The organism is Sporosarcina sp. SAFN-015 (assembly GCF_059415085.1).
Map to the genome: position 1 here is coordinate 175,520 of NZ_JBPFDR010000004.1, position 15,331 is coordinate 190,850.

Here is a 15,331-nt window from a genome sequence, read left to right on the forward strand (position 1 = left end):
CATTTTGAAGTATTATTGCTCTTTCTTTGTAAGTTGAGAAAAAAGGGAAGCATCTAATGTAAGTGCCTCTGTGTTTGTTTCGGTGATTGACTGGACCAGTTCTCCGCGAAGGATGTCTACAGTTTTCGGAGCTTCTATGCCGATTCGGATTGTGTCGCCCTTAACTTCAAGGATGCGGAGCTCGATGTCGTCTCCGATTTTGATTGTTTCATTCGTTTTGCGAGAGAGGACTAGCATGTCATTTTGCCTCCTTCGGTTGGCCGATTGTGTGGCGAGTTGTGAAACGGTTATCATTTAATATCATTTGTTTTGCTTTTCTGCTGTTCATTTGGAAGATAAGTGGCGCTTGCAGGTTAATTGTAGATGTCTCGAATGGCTGTTTCAGTGTAAGAATCCCGAGTACGAATATATCTTCCGGTTTTTCGACGTCGAGCAGTTCGATTGTCGGTTCGTCGATGTCGAACGAATAGTCTGCGACTAGCGTGTATGGATTTGTGACGATGAACGCGACGGTTGGTGAATTGGTTGATTGTAAGACTTGGAAAATATCGTTTCCTTCTATAGGTAGAAGAATAAATTCCTTTTCGTCTTCGAAACCTGGAATACCTTTCGGGAAGTTCCATAGTTGATCCGTTTTGATTTCGATTTCACCATGAAACTTTGTTTGGATATGCATGTTATTCGCTCCTTTACCTAGTTCGCTATATTGAGAGTACCATTGTCGGGAGAATAAAAAAAGAACGAGCTGTCCCGTTCTTGTTACACTGTCCAATCGATTTGGATGGATGGGTATTGTTCCATATGACCAGTGACTTTGCCCGGAGTATAGTTATGGATCGGTTTGTTAATTTGGACGTCTAATACCGGTTTTTGTGGTGTTGCGTTGATGTTGAGTGTGCCGGGTTGGAAGGACATTTGGATTTTTGTCCGGTCGCCTACGAATCGGATGCCGAGTGGTGCAGGAGGCGGGTTAGCGTTTTGTTTAGCTATGTCGGCAATCGGGTCTCCCCCATTTTCAATTTGCATGAGCTGTTGGCCTTCTTGTGCTCGTCTTGCAATTCCTTCATTTATTTGCTGCATCCCGTATTGCGCATTTTCGTCGCCTCTTCGAAGTGGACTTTTCAAGTCAATGTCGGCACGCGCTTCTGTCGAGTCTATGGAGAGCTGGGATCTTGTCGTCGACATTTCTAGAATGGCGGCTGGTTGCTCTTGGTGGATCGTCGCTTTTGGCTGCTCGATTTCTTGAATTGGTTTATCAATTTGCAGTCCAAGAATGCCGCGTGTTGTTTGGATTTGAAGTTGTGGGATGTTCATAAGCTTCACCTTTTAGAAAAGCGTTTGGCATGTGACCAAACGCTTTTGATTTATTAACGTAGAAAATCTACTAAAGATGGTTGGATAATCCTTGCACCGACTGAAAGTGCTGCGCGGTGGACGGATTCTTGTGTGATCATTTCGGTGATTACTTTCTCGATATCGATATCCTCGTTTTCGGACATTTGTTTTTTCGAGATGACCTCTTGGGAGTCAAGACGGTTTTCCATCATTTCCGCACGATTCTGTCGGGCACCGATGTTTGCACGCTCCTTTAGGACAAGATTTTGCATGTCATCTACATTGCCTAAAAAGGAGCTGATGTCCGAGCCGCTTTTTCCTTCATCTTGAATCGTTGCAGATAGTTGCCTGAACATGTCATCGATTTGGGAGAACAGTGCAGCTCCATCCGTGTTGACCGGCAATTCGACGCCATCAAATACTTCAATATTTACTGGCTGTTGGAATGATGGGTTAAAGGCAGTTGGATAGTCGCCATCCGGAGGAATTGCAACCCCGGCGATTGTCTCCCCTTGAAAAAGCGGTTCTCCCGTTTTCGTTCCTGAAAACAGATAGTTCTCTCCCGCTTTCGTATTCGCCAAGTCACGCACTTGTTCGCGCAGTTGGTCGATTTCTTTCAGTACTTTTTGGCGGTCTTCATACGTTTTAGTATCGTTAGCAGCATCTGTTACGAGTTCTTGGAGCCGTTTCATCGCTTCACCGACATGGTCAAGTGCATCGTCAGTTGTGTCAAGCCAGTTATGCACTTCTCCAAGATTCCTTTGGTATTGCTCCACCTTATCTACTTGCATACGATAAGCCATACCTTTCATCGCAACGACAGGGTCGTCGGATGGACGGTTCACTTTCTTTTGAGTTGTCAGCTGATCCTGAAGCTTGCCCATTTTATTATAGCTCGTCGATAAGTTGCGGAGCATGTTATTGGAGAGCATAGATTGTGTAACACGCATTGCTATTCTTCCTCCCTATTATCTGCCGACAACACCCATGCCGTTGATAATTTTATCTAATGTTTCATCAACGACCGTGATCATTCTTGCCGAGGCGTTGTATGCTTGTTGAAACTGAATCATATTAGTCATTTCTTCATCCAAGGAAACTGAGCTGATGGAAGCTCGTCGTTGATCAACTGCTCCGAGCAGTGTCCCTGAATTGAATGCCATCTTTGCTGCATTTTGCCCTTCAACTCCAAGCTTCCCTATAACCCCTTGGAAATATGTCTGGAGAGACGGACCGTTATCACCCATCGGCTTAAATTGAATACCGGCAAGATTTTTGGCGTTTGCCCCATTTCCTTCTTCAGTTGCTTTGGACGAGGCCGCAACTCTACTGGAATCTTCTTTTATATAATCAGAAACAGCGATATTTCCTGCGGTCATACTGCTATAATCATAAGGATTATCAGTGTCGCCGACATTCTCTGAATAAGGGTCGAAAAAGTTTTGTCCATTATTACCGCTATTCAACTCAAAACCTTCTCTATGAGCTTCATTGAACATTTTAGCAAATTCTCTAGCCATTTCATTTAGGCTATCAATCATCTCAGGATAAAGGCCTTTTACTTCACCCTTGTCGTTCGTGTAGCCGAAAGAAGTAATAAGGGAATTGATTTTACCTTCGTCTTTTGACTTCACAAAAGTAACTTGCTCTTTGTTTTCACTTTCCGCTAAATTGAAATCGACAAACGACTCTTCCCCTTTTTCGAGGGATTTTCCATCAAGCAAATAGAAGCCTGCAAATGGAGACTCATTTGGAGTTGTCTTATTTTTATCAACAGCCCCTTCAGTTTTGAACTGGGCATAATTTGAACCTTCAACTACTTTAATTTCTTTACCACCGAAAGTAACTGTGACAGTAAGTGAGCCTTCTGCAATTTTTAACGCTCTTCCGCCTGATTCAACTTTCTCTGTCTTCACTGGTAAATAGGCGGATAATTGATCGAGTAAATTATCTCGCGCATCATAGAGATCATTCGGTAAATAGCCGTTCGGTTCTACTTGGGCAATTTGGCCGTTAAGTTTCGCAATTTGGTCAAGGATTGAGTTAACATCCTCTATTGCAATTCCAATTTCACTGCCTATGTCTTTTTGGATTTGTGTCAATGAACCATGAAGATAGTTGAATGAATCAGCAACGGCTTCTCCCCGTTGTACAACGACATCCCGCGCTCCGCCATTTTTCGGATTCACGGCAAGGTCGTTTAAGGACTGCCAAAATTCACTGAGCGATTGTTGAAGACCGTAACTGGACGGTTCATTCAAGACATCTTCCATTTGAGTGATCGCTTTTGATTTTGATTCCCAATACCCTAACTTATTCGATTCCTGTCTATACTGCTGATCGACGAAAGAGTCGCGGATACGTTGGATGGAGCCCGCTTCTACTCCAGTACCGAGGAATCCAGGCATTGTTGGGGTGTTCAGTCCGACACCTGGGAATCCGGCGGTCGCCTGCATGTTGACGCGCTGGCGGGTATAGCCTAGTGTGTTGGCGTTGCTAATATTGTGTCCTGTTGTATAGAGGGCGGATTGTTGGGTGTACAGTCCGCGTTTGTTTGTTTCGAGTCCCATGAATGTGGAGCGCATGGTGAGTGTTCCTCCTTAGGCTTGCGAGTCGAAGTTTGGTAGTTCCTTCTTCTCTTTTCTGCCGTTGATTTCAGTTTTTGAGTAGGTAGCCGTTTCCGGACGCGGGCGGATCATGTCCAGCGACAGATTCACGAATTGAAGGGATTGGTAGGTCAGTTTTTGGTTCAAGTCGTTTTGCCATTTCAATTCATGAATCGCATGCAGGAGACGGTCCTTCGCCTCCACAAGTTGGTTCTCTTCCGGCTCGGGTGTTGCTTCGATCAGATTGGCGATTGTCGGGTTCATCGGCACGGGACGTCCTTGTCCTTTGAGGTATGCGATGACCGCTTTTTGCCTGTTGTTGTCCATTTGGACGATAGCAGCAAGATGAGCCTGCTCGTCTTTCATAAGCTGGTCGATGCCGTTAATGTCGCCGTTTTTTATGAGCGCAGTTTTTTCGTTTGCAATGCGAAGCAGGCTCTTATGCAGTTTTTCCAAGTTGTCGAGTATGGAAAGGATTGTATCTATTGACATGGAGACCCCTGCTTTCGTAGTCCTTATTTTTTGTAGTACTTCATTAGATTGGAGGCGAGTTTTTCAGCGTCCACTTTGTAGTTCCCTGATTCGATTTCTGCTTTCAGCTGTTGCACGCGCTCGTTCCGTTGTGTTGTGATCGGTGATGTTTCGGAGAGCTGCTTCGCTTCGGATGAGATTTCGAGTTTATCCGTTTTGAATTTCGCCTGTTCTTTCGCTTGCTCGGCTTTCAATTGGTTCGTCCGGTACGGGTTGACGGGCGGGATGTTAATTTTATTGATTTTCATTTGTCTCGCTCCTTTCGATGTGTCAATTTGGTCTTACCTCTTATTTCGGCAGATTTGTGACAACGTTTAGGGTCTTTTGAAGGAAAACGGAGTTTGTGCGTTTTGCAGGGGTAGTCCTAGCTTATTCTTCCCTTTAAAAGGAGGAAAAAACCGACTTGTGCAAGTCGGTTTAGGGCGTATATGCGTGTTTCTTAGAATTTATAGGTTTTTCAGCCTAAATTGAATCAACTGGCTAACCTCGCCCATATATTCTTCGCTGCCGATTCTGCTCACTTCCTTGAATCCGAGGTTGTGCAGCATTTTTTGTGAACGGATATTTGTTTCGTGTGTTTCTGCGCTGAAGTCAGTGATTCCCAGTCTCGAGGAAGCGTATTTCATTAAACTCAACGTCGAACGATAGCCAATGCCTTTTCCCCAAAGGGATGATTCGCCGATTGCGATGCCTATTTCGGCGATGTTCCCTTCTATATTTGCCAAGTCAGCATAGCCTATCAGTTTCCCGTTGAATTCAATTCCCAATCTAATAAAATCTTCCGCTTGGATGTTTACACAGCGCACCCACCATTGGTAAAGCTCCTCTTCATCGCGATTTTTCTCCCAGTCGTTTGCGGCACAGAAGAGGTCGTCCTTGCTCCAATTTAGAACAGCTTCATAATCGGCGATGCGTAATGGCCGTAACGATACCGATTCCTTAATCATCTCTGTTTCGATCGGCTAAATATGTGCCGGATTCGCTTTTTTGGACTGCTTCCCTGAATTCTTGAGCAGCTTCGAATTGGCGCAGCCCACTTTTCAGTTCCTCAGTGCAATTTACGCAAAGCTTGCCTTTCGTCGTGAGCTTGCCGCAGTTGTCGCACGGATAACCGAGATTCGGGAATAATGCCGGTTGTAGACGGCCTTTCCGTACCCATTTATGCAACAACGTTTCGGTCACGCCTGTTACTTCTACAATCCGTTCGATTGTCGCGGCGCGGTTTTCGCGTCTTCTTAGGAAGCGGTACACTTCCTCATACTTTTCTTCTTCGCTGCGTGCGCATTTGGCGCATACTTCTCGGATACCAGTGTAGTTGAAAAAGTCGCCGCATGTCGGGCAATGTTTTAGTTCTGCCATGATTTGTTCCTCCTATTTTTCAGCACGGATGAGCGTGACTGCCTCCACTCGACTTGCGCCAGCTTCCTTCAAGACGGTTGCTGCTTGTCGGAGTGTCGTGCCTGTTGTGTATATGTCATCGACGAGTATGTAGGTCGTATTTTGGATTTCGCTTCCGGGTTTGATTGTGAATAAATTGCGCATGGCAAGCCGCTCTTCTCTCGTTTTCTCTCCCATCACTTCGGTGTTTGTCTTAAGGAGTAGGTCTTCGAATGGAATGCGCGCTTCCTTAAGCATTTCCTCGACGTGAGCGAAAGTGCGCTCGATTTTCTTTTGCGGATGCATCGGGATCGGTACGATGATGGCGTCCTTCCCTGTCAGTTCTGTGCGTAGTTCCTCCGCAAAGACACCTGCGAGTGCGACGTCTTGTAGGAATTTGTATTGATGGAGATATTCGCGCATCGGTTCGTTATATGTATAGATGGAAGTGACGTGATCGACCGGATCGCCTTCCTCTTTTATGTCGACCCGTTCGAAGCTTTTTGAACAGTTTTCGCAAATTAATGATGTCTTTTCGATGGCAAAAAGGGATTGCCAGCTCGGTGTGGAGGCAAGTTTCTGCTCACAAAGGAGGCAATTCATGTGCGGACGCCTCCTTTGTTTAATTTGTCAATTTCCGTCTTCGCTTCGTCCATCGCGTACGTAATGCCGTTATGGAACAGGATGAAATCACCAGATGGAAAGTCCGCCGACCTTCCGACTCGACCACCGATTTGGATGAGGGCGCCTTTGTCGAAGATTTGCTGTTCGGCTCCGACGACTGCTACTTGCACGTTCGGTATTGTAATGCCCCGTTCAAGGATAGTCGTCGTAAGCAAGCCCGGCAGTACTTTATTCCGCAACGCCTGCACATGCTCTTTCCTGTCGGGATGCGACGCATGAACGGAGCGGATGCGCGGGTCGATGAGCTGGAATAAAGGCTCAGCTTCCTCCATTAAACCGATATGATGGAAGAAGATGAGGAACGGTTCTTTGTTTGCAAGCCGTTGTTCCGTCCATTTGACGAGTTTTTTCGGAAGGACACCTTTTCGGATCTGCTTTTCGTAGCTCCATAACGGGGTGAATGTCGGGACAGGCAATGGGTGGCCGTGGTAGCGCCGGTTGATGATAGAGACGAAGCCTGCCCGTTTCATTTCCGAGAGGAGCCTATCTGAAGGTGTCGCTGTTACGTAATGGACTGGAAAACCAGGTTTGACCGCTTTTCGGACGGACTTTTGCAATGTTGCATCGGACTTGTATGGGAAAGCATCCGCTTCATCGACGAAGACGGCATCGAATGCGTGCTGGAATCTGTATAGCTGATGGGTTGTCGCGAGGACGAGCTGGGAAGCTTCCATCGTCGGCTTGGCACCGCCGTATAACGCTTCGATTTTCGTATCAGGGAATGCTGCGCGCAATCTCGGTTCGAGTTCGAGAATGACGTCGACACGAGGCGCCGCGATGCAAACACGTTTTCCTTCATTGAGCAGCTTATGTATAGGCTGAAACAGAATTTCCGTCTTTCCTGATCCGCAAACAGCGTAGATGAGATGGGACACTCGTTTATTTTGGCTTTCGGTCAGTTCGTCGGATGCTTTTTGCTGATGCGGTGTAAGTGTGCCTTGCCAAGCGATTGTGTGGTTTGTTGGGTATGTCGGTTTCTCACCATTCCATATAATGAGTTCCGTGCATGACGAGACGCGGCCCATTTTGAGGCATTGCCTGCAATACGTGCATGTTCCTTCGCATTTGGCACAGTTGAATATTGTGAAGCGGGTAGGGTCTTCATTTTCACACCGTTTGCAGAAGTGGCGTTTTTGATTCAGAAAAGATGGTTTTGATTCAATGCCTTTGATTGTTTGAATATGTCCTGCTTCAATAAGCGCATCGATTTCTTCGCGCGGAAAAGGGGTGTGCATGCGCAGCCAAATGCGGCCGTCCAGGAAATCCCGGATTGCCGGATTGAATGGTTTTGTCATGTTCACACCCCCACTTTTGTTATTTTGTAGTTGTACGCGGCAAGAATTTGGTTAATGACGCGTCGTGCCGCGCTGAATGCTTTTGACCAATTGAGCCTTTGATTGATTAATTGAGCCCTTGTTGGAATAAAGGAGCCCTTGTGCGATTAATTGAGCCCTTCTTGGAATAAAGGAGCCCTTGCCAGATTAATTGAGCCCTTATCAAAATAAAGGAGCCCTTGTACGATTAATTGAGCCTTTATCGGAATAAAGGAGCCCTTCCATTACGCTTATGCCTGTCGCATCTAGGCGGCCGCTTACGCTTTTCGTCTTGTCCATCCAAGCCCCATCGATCCTTCACCTAAATGCGTACCGATCACCGGGCCGAAGTGGCTGATGGTGAAATTGACGTCAGGCAGGCGTTCTGATAGTTCAGCTAACCAGATTTCCGCTTCTTCAGGTTGGTTGGCGTGGATGATTGCCGCGTCGAGAGGCATTTTTTCAGCGTCTTCTGCGAGCATGTCAGCGATGCGTTTCATCGCTTTTTTGCGTGTGCGGATTTTTTCGAATGGGACGATCACTTTGTCTTGGAAATGGAGGATTGGCTTCACTTGCAGTAGGCCGCCGATCAGTGCTTGTGCGCTTGACAGTCTGCCGCCACGCTGCAAATGTGCAAGGTCGTCCACCATGAAGTAGGCGCGCGTCGTCTTTTTCATTTCCTCGAGCTCCGCCATAATTTCGTCGGGAGCAGCGCCTTCTTTCGCCCTTTCGGCTGCCCGGATGACGTAAAATCCTTGGACATAGCACGAAATTTCCGTGTCAAAAGTGCGGACGTCTATGTCTTCCACCATTTCCCCTGCTTGGCCGGCACCTGCATAAGTTCCGCTAATACCGCTAGATAGGTGGATCGAAATGACAGCATCATAGTCCGCTTTCAACGATTCGAACAGCTCAACGAATTTTCCGACGGGCGGTTGGGATGTTTTCGGCAACGGTCCTTCGCCGCGTACTTTATCGTAAAAATCCGCTGACGTCAGATCGACTTCCTCTTCGAAAGCCTGTCCGTCAATCGTCACTGTCAGCGGGATAACGTGGATATCGAACTCCTCCACTATGTAAGACGGCAAATATGCCGTACTATCTGTTACAATTGCTGTTTTCACTACTAATCAACTCCTGCATAATATTCTACTTGATATGCAGGTGAAAAGAAAAGGTTTAAAAGGTCATCTCTCAAGTGTTCGCGCCCAATGGTTCGCTTTATTCGAAAACGCAGCAATCTCCTCTTTCGACACTCCGAATTGTTTTCCGATTTTCTCGATACTTTTTAAATCAAAACGCTCCGTCGCAATTGCGAGCTCCAAGTAAGGGCTCAAGTCGGTTTGCTTTCCTGACAACGTTTCCGCCACGTCCTCGGAAAATGGGAACATCGGTATAATATCGTCCCAGTTGCGCTTCATAATGACGTCGAGCAATGAAAACAGTCCGACGAAGAAGTGCTCGTCGCCGTTCGGATACCCTGTACGGACTGCCATGAGCTCGCACATTTTCGCACGTGACATTGAATAGGAAACGAGCGCTTTAATGCGGCCGCTCGATGAATGATCACCGATATCGAGCAGCATTAAAATCCGCATCCATCTCCTCAATTCACGCAAGCCGATCAAGACAATCGCCTGCTTAACGGAGCCTACGCTTTTCGGGATATTGAAATTCATCGTGTTAATAAATCGCAGCAATTTGTACGTTAGTGAGATGTCATGGAGTATTAGATTTGCGATTTCGTCGATGTTCGGGTCCGAAACGTTCAGCCTGTTTATAATTTGCATATGCAAATTAAGGTTCGCGGGGATTTCGACGCCTTTAATGATTTCTGGTTTGGCAAAGAAATACCCTTGGAACAGATCGTATCCGCTTTTTTTCGCCATCTGAAACTGCTCTTCGGTTTCGATTTTTTCCGCAATCATTTGAATATGAGGGTATTGTTTAATGAATTTCTCAATCGCACGTCTACCCTTTTCGTCTACAGCGAGAAAATCCACTTTCACATAATCGATCAACTTGAATAATTCATTATGTAAGGCGTATTGGTCTTGCATGATGAAGTCGTCGAGCGCAAGTTGAAATCCATCCTGCTTGATCTCCTTAATTCTCGAGATAAGAGCTGGCGTAATTTCAACGTCCTCTAAAATTTCGATGACGACAGATTCCGGCTTCAAACTCGAAAAGATGTCCTTAATGAGCAGGTCACCGGAAAAATTGATGAATGACTTTGAATCCCCCGAAATCTGATCGACGCCAATCGATAAAAATGTATTGATAAGCAATTGGATTGTCGCCTGCTCTGGATCGATATTCGGGAAGCTGTTTTTTTCACTATTGCGGTACAGCAGTTCATAACCGAAAATGCGCCCTTCAGTGTCCAAAATAGGCTGTCTTCCTACAAATATATGTGCCTCCATGTTCCCACCTCTCAATGCAATCAGTATACCAAAACTAGTTCTCTTTTACTATTAATTTTCAAACTATTTTAATAGCAGTAGATTAAGAAAAATGATATGTTGGATGAAAGTTTGAGGAAATGGGAGGTTTCACAATGGAAACACTACTATTTGAGCAAGTTGGGCATGTCGCGAAGGTGACGCTGCACCGTCCGGAAGCAATGAATGCGTTCAATTACAATATGCTGTCTGAACTAGGACAAGTGATCGAGTCGATTCGCATTAATCCTGATATCCGGGTTGTCACCTTTACGGGCTCCGGGGACCGTGCATTCAGTGTGGGGGCTGATTTGAAGGAGCGAAGGCTGCTGTCGGATTCGCAAGTGAAACGGAATATTTATAAGATCGGCGAAGTGTTTACGATGGTGGAAAATTTGCCGCAGCCGACAGTTGCAATGTTAAACGGTTATGCGTTCGGCGGTGGAATGGAGCTTGCATTAGCTTGCGATTTCAGGTTCGCGGCGGATTCGGCGGTAATGGGACTGACGGAGACGGGGCTCGCAATCATTCCAGGAGCCGGCGGGACGCAGCGGCTTCCGAGGCTGATCGGTGAAGCAAAAGCGATGGAGCTCATTTTGACGGCGAGACGATTGAAGGCAGATGATGCACTTGTATACGGCATATTGACGGGCGTCGCTCCTGCGAATATTTTACACGAAACGGTAGACCAGTTCACAGAGGGGCTGCTCGCAAATGGACCGATTGCTCTGCAGCAAGCGAAGTTCGCGATAAAGCATGGAATGAACACCGATTTGCAGACGGGGCTTGCGATCGAGCGGAAAGCGTATGAGATTACAATCCCGACGGAAGATCGGTTGGAGGCGCTTGCGGCTTTTGCGGAGAAGCGTAAACCGGAGTTCAAAGGAAAATGATGATGGGAATGGTTGCGGAGGACCGATTATTTCTCTTTCATAAAAAAAGAATAAAGGGATAATTAATAAAGGGTTTCACTTTAATTAAAATTAGGAGATGGATTTAGAATGGAAAAAAAGTATATAGTTACTGAAAATCCAGAACAAGAACAATGGAAATTGTTATTACGTTATGGATACCCTTCTAATATAGAAAAATATTTATTTAAAATGGATCATACTTCTGATGATGAGTTGATTGATTTCATCGCGGGTTCAATTATGCAGTCTCATGCCTATTTTGAGTCTGCAAAGCATTCGTCATTATATATAACACCTTTATTAATTTATTATGGGGTAACGAACCTATTGGTGGGATTTGCTAGTTTGAAAACGGGTAAAAAAATTGACATAAGAGGTCATGGAATGAGTTTATCACCGCCAAAAGATTTGACAGAAGGAATTGGAAATTCCCTTATCACTATTAAAGACAGTGAGTTTGGTGGGTTTACGAAGTTTTGCGAAGTCTTTTCAGATGACGATTTCCCAAAAGGAATGAGTTGGAAGCTAAAAGAAGTATTTAGTATTATTCCCGATTTAAGAAATGATTTCGAAATGTGTTATTCTACTAATTCAAATGTTATTCCTATTGAGGTTATCAAGCTGAGGGACAGGACTATAGAAAGAATAAACTTTGGGGAATACCCATTTCTAAAAAACAACACTTCTCTAATAGATAGAGTAAAAGATTTAAATGTTAATTATCTAATTCCTGAATTTCAAAATGATATGGTCATTCTAAATAGAAAAATCAAGTTTAAGGATATAGGGGTATATTCATTGCACGGAAGAAAATTTCTCCAATTGGCTTTGAAGAAACAAGGAAAGCTAGTTAATTTATCACTTTTAATAGCCATGTATTCTGGATTATACGGACTTGGGTTTTTATCTAGATACAATCCAAGTATATGGAACCCTTTTATCCAAAAAGACATAACTGGAGAGAAATTATTGGTTGAGAAGTTTTTATCTGTATCAGTTCGTCACCTCCCTAATTTAGTCTTGAATTTCATAGAGGATAAGGATATTTTCTTTGTTAATGAAACAGAGGGTATAACTGATTTAAGATTTACAACATTAAGTGAAGACATAAATAAGATTGTGCAGGAACAGTTAGAACACTTACTTTACGGAAAAGGAATGAAATATAAATGAGTATCGTAAAAGTTGCCTATGAAATGTGTAAAACCATTTTAAAAAATTCATCCTTTAGGGACGAAGTTTCTTCGATGATGAGTGAATTGAATAAATTTCAAGACGTAAAAATAGGTGAAAGGCTAGATCAGTATGAATTTGGAAAAATAATAAGAAACCAAAGCGCAGAAAAAGCGAATATTCAATTCTATGGATATTTAGTTGCTGATAGCCAAAGAAAAGAGATTGAAAAACAATTTAATTGCTTAGTACCACAATTAACTAAAGAGCAGTATGGACTATTAACTAAATTACATAGGGAAATTATTTATATAAACGAAAAAATAATTAATTTATTACCAAATAATTTAAATCACAGAAGTATCTTAGATCCCTATAGTATTTATGAAAAAGTTGTAACTAAAGAACATAGTTATGATTCATTGATTTTTACTGATGAAATTTTAGAAAGTCTTCAATTGCATTTCAAAAAACACAAAGGGTTTCAAGAGATTGGTGAAATCCCTAGTGGTTTACATTCCGAACTAAATAAAATTAGTAGCAAGAATATAGAAAACATCATTTTTTTATTTACGGATAGGATTCGTAAAGCAGGGGTCATGCACTCTCCAGATGATATATTAGAAGCGATTGAAAATGCTAAAAGGGATAAAACTATAATACCCTTGAAATATTTTATCTCGTTAATGTGTATAAGAGAATCAATACAAACTTTAAATCAACTCATCTATCAATCCTTCTTTCAGAGCAAGCTACCTATTTATAACGAAGATAATTTGATTAGTATTAGAAGTGCTTCTCACCTCGTAGGAAACGGCTATTCTTTAAAATCACAGCAAATATACAACTTAAATCCCATAGACTTAGTCCATGTTTTTGACCCTTATGATACAGAACCTGCACCAACACTGTGTCAAATCGAAAATATTAGTACTAGCTTTAATAATAAATTTGGCAGCCATGCGGATTTAAAGCTTAGAGTTATCGATGAAGATTTGAATCCTTTCTTTGGAACCTTGGAATCCATTAACCATAAGTTTTTATAAAAAAGGGATTGCAGCATTTCTCTTATATTTTCATAAATTTATTAATCCCCCAAAAAGATTCATCATTCACAAGCGGTCCGTCGTGAAATTCCTGCGGCGCGTTACTTGTTTGGCGACTTGCCATGACGCGATTATCTGAACAGTCATTTCTTCGACATGGTCGAGAAGGCTATCCGTTTTGGTCATATGTGTTTGGACGAGGCATTGGTTCATGTGAAGGTAGATGGCCATGAGCCGTTCGCTTCGTTCGGCTTCGTGGTCGGTCGTCGTCATGAGTTCGAATAGAAAGTCTTGTGCTTTTTGCAATGTACGGTCTCGCTCGTCGGCATCCCCTGCCCCGATCGCCTGCTTGCATTGTTGAATGTTTTTTTGGAGTTCGTTGAGCAGGAGGAGGACGTATTCCATCATCGATAATGTGGAGGCGCTCGCTTCTTTGTAGATTTGGATTGCTTTTTCGATGTCTACGGTTGTCAATGTAGGTGCCTCCTGTCGCTTTTTCTTTTGTATCGGCTTTTTTCTGTTCATTTCAATCGTTTTCGTCCGATATATAAATGGAGATCGTGTAGAAGTTTGAATTGGGGTGATGGAATGCGTGTTTTGAGCGGCGAGCATATTGCGGTGTCGGCGAATCGGTCGATGCGGAATGCGGGTCAGATTGAGAAGAGTTTGATGAAGCTTGGGTCCGGCGTGAAGATTGCGAAGGGCAGCGACAACGCTTCAGGGCTGTCGATTTCGGAGACGATGCGTGCGCAGATCCGTGGGATTTCCCGGGCGCAGAGCAATATGCAGGACGGGTTGTCCGTTCTTGAGGCTTCGAATGAAGGGCTGAATAATGTGAATGGCCTGTTGCAGCGGGCGCGCGAGCTTGCGGTGATGAGTTCGAATGATACGCTAACGGTGAACGACCGTGCGGCTAGCCAAGTCGAGCTTGAGAATTTGCTTGGCGCTGTCGATGATACAGCTTCGAAGCTTGAGTTCAATACGAAGAAGATATTGGGCCAAGAGGGATCATTGACGTTGCAAGTCGGGGCGAATCCAGGGCAGCAAATGAAAATAACGCTTGTCGATGTCAGTGCTCAGGCTTTAGGTCTTCGCAAGGATGACGGCAAGTATGTGTCGCTGGAGTTGCGCGATTTGGCAAATGAGCTCATTACGAAAATCGATGATGCAATTAAGACAGTTTCCAGCCATTTGACACGTATCGGTTCGAATATGGAAGCGGTCGAGCATCATTTGACGAATGCGTTGACGTTCGAAAATAATTTGACGAAGTCGCTTTCATTGCTAGAGGATACGGATATGGCGAAGGAAATGATGAATTTCGTGAATCTGGATATCCGTCAGCAAGGGGATCATCTGCTTGTCAAACAGGTGAATCAGAATATCCATAGTGTGATGTCGTTGTTTTCGAAGTGAGTAGGCGTTGGGATTTCTCCCTGCCTACTCTTTTTTTGCGTTTTCGCAGCGGGGCGATGCGGAGACGATGCGTGCCGCTTTCACGACAGTTGAGAGGATATTCGTTGCGCCTTGCCGGTCTGCGACGTGGGAGGCGCGGATGTATGGGCTTAGATTGGTGTTGACGATATAGCGCGGCGGGATTTCGTTCAGTGCGATAGCCATGATGTCGTCTTTGCATCTGTCGCAACTGCACGATAGATGTAGTTCTTTTTCGTATTGTTGGAGTACGCCTTGGACGACTTCTTCCATTACATTGTATACTGGCATGTTTCATAACCCCCTAGAATGGAGCTTCTAACTTCATCGTAACATTTGAAGGAAAATTAAGGAACTGTAGGAAAGTTGTATTATGAACAAAGGACTTTATATCTATTTAAGAGGTTTTACGAGCATTTGCGGGATTTATTCGTCTACTCGGGCAGTTATATGCTTTAGTACAAAAAAGTCGAATTC

General features: G+C 44.2%; 19 protein-coding genes. 4 read left to right on the top strand and 15 right to left on the bottom strand.

Annotated features, from left to right (window positions below; genetic code table 11):
- Nucleotides 1-12: 12 nt before the first annotated feature.
- The 13 genes from csrA to ACR65H_RS09070 form a co-directional block, all read right to left on the bottom strand.
- The gene (gene csrA, locus ACR65H_RS09010) at nt 13-237 is read right to left on the bottom strand and encodes a carbon storage regulator CsrA (protein ID WP_440499839.1); all 225 of its coding nucleotides are present in this window, start codon (nt 235-237) and stop codon (nt 13-15) included.
- A 1-nt stretch (nt 238) separates the two neighbouring features.
- A complete protein-coding gene (fliW, locus tag ACR65H_RS09015) occupies nt 239-676 on the bottom strand; it encodes a flagellar assembly protein FliW (protein ID WP_440499840.1) in 438 nt (145 codons plus the stop codon).
- A gap of 83 nt (nt 677-759) precedes the next feature.
- Nucleotides 760-1,314 carry a DUF6470 family protein gene (locus tag ACR65H_RS09020; protein WP_440499841.1) on the bottom strand — a complete coding sequence of 185 codons (555 nt, stop codon included), beginning with the start codon at nt 1,312-1,314 and terminating at the stop codon, nt 760-762.
- Nucleotides 1,315-1,367: 53 nt separating this feature from the next.
- A complete protein-coding gene (flgL, locus tag ACR65H_RS09025) occupies nt 1,368-2,285 on the bottom strand; it encodes a flagellar hook-associated protein FlgL (protein ID WP_440499842.1) in 918 nt (305 codons plus the stop codon).
- A gap of 18 nt (nt 2,286-2,303) precedes the next feature.
- Nucleotides 2,304-3,920: a flagellar hook-associated protein FlgK gene (gene flgK / locus ACR65H_RS09030; protein WP_440499843.1), complete on the bottom strand. Its 1,617-nt coding sequence runs from the start codon at nt 3,918-3,920 to the stop codon at nt 2,304-2,306.
- 15 nt (nt 3,921-3,935) lie between these two features.
- The gene (locus tag ACR65H_RS09035) at nt 3,936-4,433 is read right to left on the bottom strand and encodes a flagellar protein FlgN (protein WP_440499844.1); all 498 of its coding nucleotides are present in this window, start codon (nt 4,431-4,433) and stop codon (nt 3,936-3,938) included.
- Nucleotides 4,434-4,456: 23 nt separating this feature from the next.
- Nucleotides 4,457-4,720, bottom strand: a complete 264-nt coding sequence (gene flgM / locus ACR65H_RS09040) for a flagellar biosynthesis anti-sigma factor FlgM (RefSeq protein ID WP_440499845.1) — start codon at nt 4,718-4,720, stop codon at nt 4,457-4,459.
- A gap of 198 nt (nt 4,721-4,918) precedes the next feature.
- Nucleotides 4,919-5,419, bottom strand: a complete 501-nt coding sequence (locus ACR65H_RS09045) for a GNAT family N-acetyltransferase (protein WP_440499846.1) — start codon at nt 5,417-5,419, stop codon at nt 4,919-4,921.
- Nucleotides 5,412-5,831: a TIGR03826 family flagellar region protein gene (locus tag ACR65H_RS09050; RefSeq protein WP_440499848.1), complete on the bottom strand. Its 420-nt coding sequence runs from the start codon at nt 5,829-5,831 to the stop codon at nt 5,412-5,414. Before ACR65H_RS09050 ends, ACR65H_RS09045 begins: the two co-directional genes overlap by 8 nt.
- Before the next feature lie 12 nt (nt 5,832-5,843).
- A complete protein-coding gene (locus ACR65H_RS09055) occupies nt 5,844-6,452 on the bottom strand; it encodes a ComF family protein (protein WP_440499849.1) in 609 nt (202 codons plus the stop codon).
- Complete coding sequence (locus ACR65H_RS09060; protein WP_440499850.1) at nt 6,449-7,828, bottom strand: ATP-dependent helicase ComFA; 1,380 nt, start codon at nt 7,826-7,828, stop codon at nt 6,449-6,451. Before ACR65H_RS09060 ends, ACR65H_RS09055 begins: the two co-directional genes overlap by 4 nt.
- Before the next feature lie 296 nt (nt 7,829-8,124).
- Entirely contained in the window at nt 8,125-8,970 is an 846-nt protein-coding gene (locus tag ACR65H_RS09065) for a DegV family protein (RefSeq protein ID WP_440499851.1), read from the bottom strand.
- A gap of 63 nt (nt 8,971-9,033) precedes the next feature.
- Nucleotides 9,034-10,269 (bottom strand): EAL and HDOD domain-containing protein, encoded by a 1,236-nt coding sequence (locus tag ACR65H_RS09070; protein ID WP_440499852.1) that lies wholly within the window; start codon nt 10,267-10,269, stop codon nt 9,034-9,036.
- Between the two features lie 134 nt (nt 10,270-10,403).
- Here ACR65H_RS09070 and ACR65H_RS09075 point away from each other — a divergent pair, with 134 nt between their 5' ends.
- The 3 genes from ACR65H_RS09075 (at nt 10,404) to ACR65H_RS09085 (ending at nt 13,420) form a co-directional block, all read left to right on the top strand.
- Nucleotides 10,404-11,180, top strand: coding sequence for an enoyl-CoA hydratase-related protein (locus ACR65H_RS09075; protein ID WP_440499853.1), 777 nt, complete (start codon nt 10,404-10,406; stop codon nt 11,178-11,180).
- Nucleotides 11,181-11,288: 108 nt separating this feature from the next.
- Complete coding sequence (locus ACR65H_RS09080; protein ID WP_440499854.1) at nt 11,289-12,374, top strand: YaaC family protein; 1,086 nt, start codon at nt 11,289-11,291, stop codon at nt 12,372-12,374.
- Nucleotides 12,371-13,420 carry a hypothetical protein gene (locus ACR65H_RS09085; protein ID WP_440499855.1) on the top strand — a complete coding sequence of 350 codons (1,050 nt, stop codon included), beginning with the start codon at nt 12,371-12,373 and terminating at the stop codon, nt 13,418-13,420. Before ACR65H_RS09080 ends, ACR65H_RS09085 begins: the two co-directional genes overlap by 4 nt.
- A 66-nt stretch (nt 13,421-13,486) precedes the next feature.
- On the opposite strand, the gene ACR65H_RS09090 is transcribed toward ACR65H_RS09085, so the two are convergent.
- The gene (locus ACR65H_RS09090) at nt 13,487-13,894 is read right to left on the bottom strand and encodes a flagellar export chaperone FliS (RefSeq protein ID WP_440499856.1); all 408 of its coding nucleotides are present in this window, start codon (nt 13,892-13,894) and stop codon (nt 13,487-13,489) included.
- 114 nt (nt 13,895-14,008) lie between these two features.
- Here ACR65H_RS09090 and ACR65H_RS09095 point away from each other — a divergent pair, with 114 nt between their 5' ends.
- Nucleotides 14,009-14,836 carry a flagellin N-terminal helical domain-containing protein gene (locus ACR65H_RS09095; protein WP_440499857.1) on the top strand — a complete coding sequence of 276 codons (828 nt, stop codon included), beginning with the start codon at nt 14,009-14,011 and terminating at the stop codon, nt 14,834-14,836.
- A gap of 24 nt (nt 14,837-14,860) precedes the next feature.
- Here ACR65H_RS09095 and ACR65H_RS09100 read toward each other — a convergent pair whose 3' ends face one another.
- Nucleotides 14,861-15,145 (bottom strand): late competence development ComFB family protein, encoded by a 285-nt coding sequence (locus ACR65H_RS09100; protein ID WP_440499858.1) that lies wholly within the window; start codon nt 15,143-15,145, stop codon nt 14,861-14,863.
- Nucleotides 15,146-15,331 lie beyond the last annotated feature (186 nt).

Bases quoted from the DNA above. Each gene is read 5' to 3' on its own strand.
- ACR65H_RS09060 (WP_440499850.1), bottom strand. From the start codon at position 7,828: ATGACAAAACCATTCAATCCGGCAATCCGGGATTTCCTGGACGGCCGC.
- ACR65H_RS09020 (WP_440499841.1), bottom strand. From the start codon at position 1,314: ATGAACATCCCACAACTTCAAATCCAAACAACACGCGGCATTCTTGGA.
- ACR65H_RS09080 (WP_440499854.1), top strand. From the start codon at position 11,289: ATGGAAAAAAAGTATATAGTTACTGAAAATCCAGAACAAGAACAATGG.
- ACR65H_RS09075 (WP_440499853.1), top strand. From the start codon at position 10,404: ATGGAAACACTACTATTTGAGCAAGTTGGGCATGTCGCGAAGGTGACG.
- ACR65H_RS09050 (WP_440499848.1), bottom strand. From the start codon at position 5,831: ATGGCAGAACTAAAACATTGCCCGACATGCGGCGACTTTTTCAACTAC.
- flgL (WP_440499842.1), bottom strand. From the start codon at position 2,285: ATGCGTGTTACACAATCTATGCTCTCCAATAACATGCTCCGCAACTTA.
- ACR65H_RS09070 (WP_440499852.1), bottom strand. From the start codon at position 10,269: ATGGAGGCACATATATTTGTAGGAAGACAGCCTATTTTGGACACTGAA.
- ACR65H_RS09055 (WP_440499849.1), bottom strand. From the start codon at position 6,452: ATGAATTGCCTCCTTTGTGAGCAGAAACTTGCCTCCACACCGAGCTGG.
- fliW (WP_440499840.1), bottom strand. From the start codon at position 676: ATGCATATCCAAACAAAGTTTCATGGTGAAATCGAAATCAAAACGGAT.
- flgM (WP_440499845.1), bottom strand. From the start codon at position 4,720: ATGAAAATCAATAAAATTAACATCCCGCCCGTCAACCCGTACCGGACG.
- ACR65H_RS09085 (WP_440499855.1), top strand. From the start codon at position 12,371: ATGAGTATCGTAAAAGTTGCCTATGAAATGTGTAAAACCATTTTAAAA.
- ACR65H_RS09035 (WP_440499844.1), bottom strand. From the start codon at position 4,433: ATGTCAATAGATACAATCCTTTCCATACTCGACAACTTGGAAAAACTG.
- ACR65H_RS09100 (WP_440499858.1), bottom strand. From the start codon at position 15,145: ATGCCAGTATACAATGTAATGGAAGAAGTCGTCCAAGGCGTACTCCAA.
- ACR65H_RS09095 (WP_440499857.1), top strand. From the start codon at position 14,009: ATGCGTGTTTTGAGCGGCGAGCATATTGCGGTGTCGGCGAATCGGTCG.
- ACR65H_RS09045 (WP_440499846.1), bottom strand. From the start codon at position 5,419: ATGATTAAGGAATCGGTATCGTTACGGCCATTACGCATCGCCGATTAT.
- csrA (WP_440499839.1), bottom strand. From the start codon at position 237: ATGCTAGTCCTCTCTCGCAAAACGAATGAAACAATCAAAATCGGAGAC.
- flgK (WP_440499843.1), bottom strand. From the start codon at position 3,920: ATGCGCTCCACATTCATGGGACTCGAAACAAACAAACGCGGACTGTAC.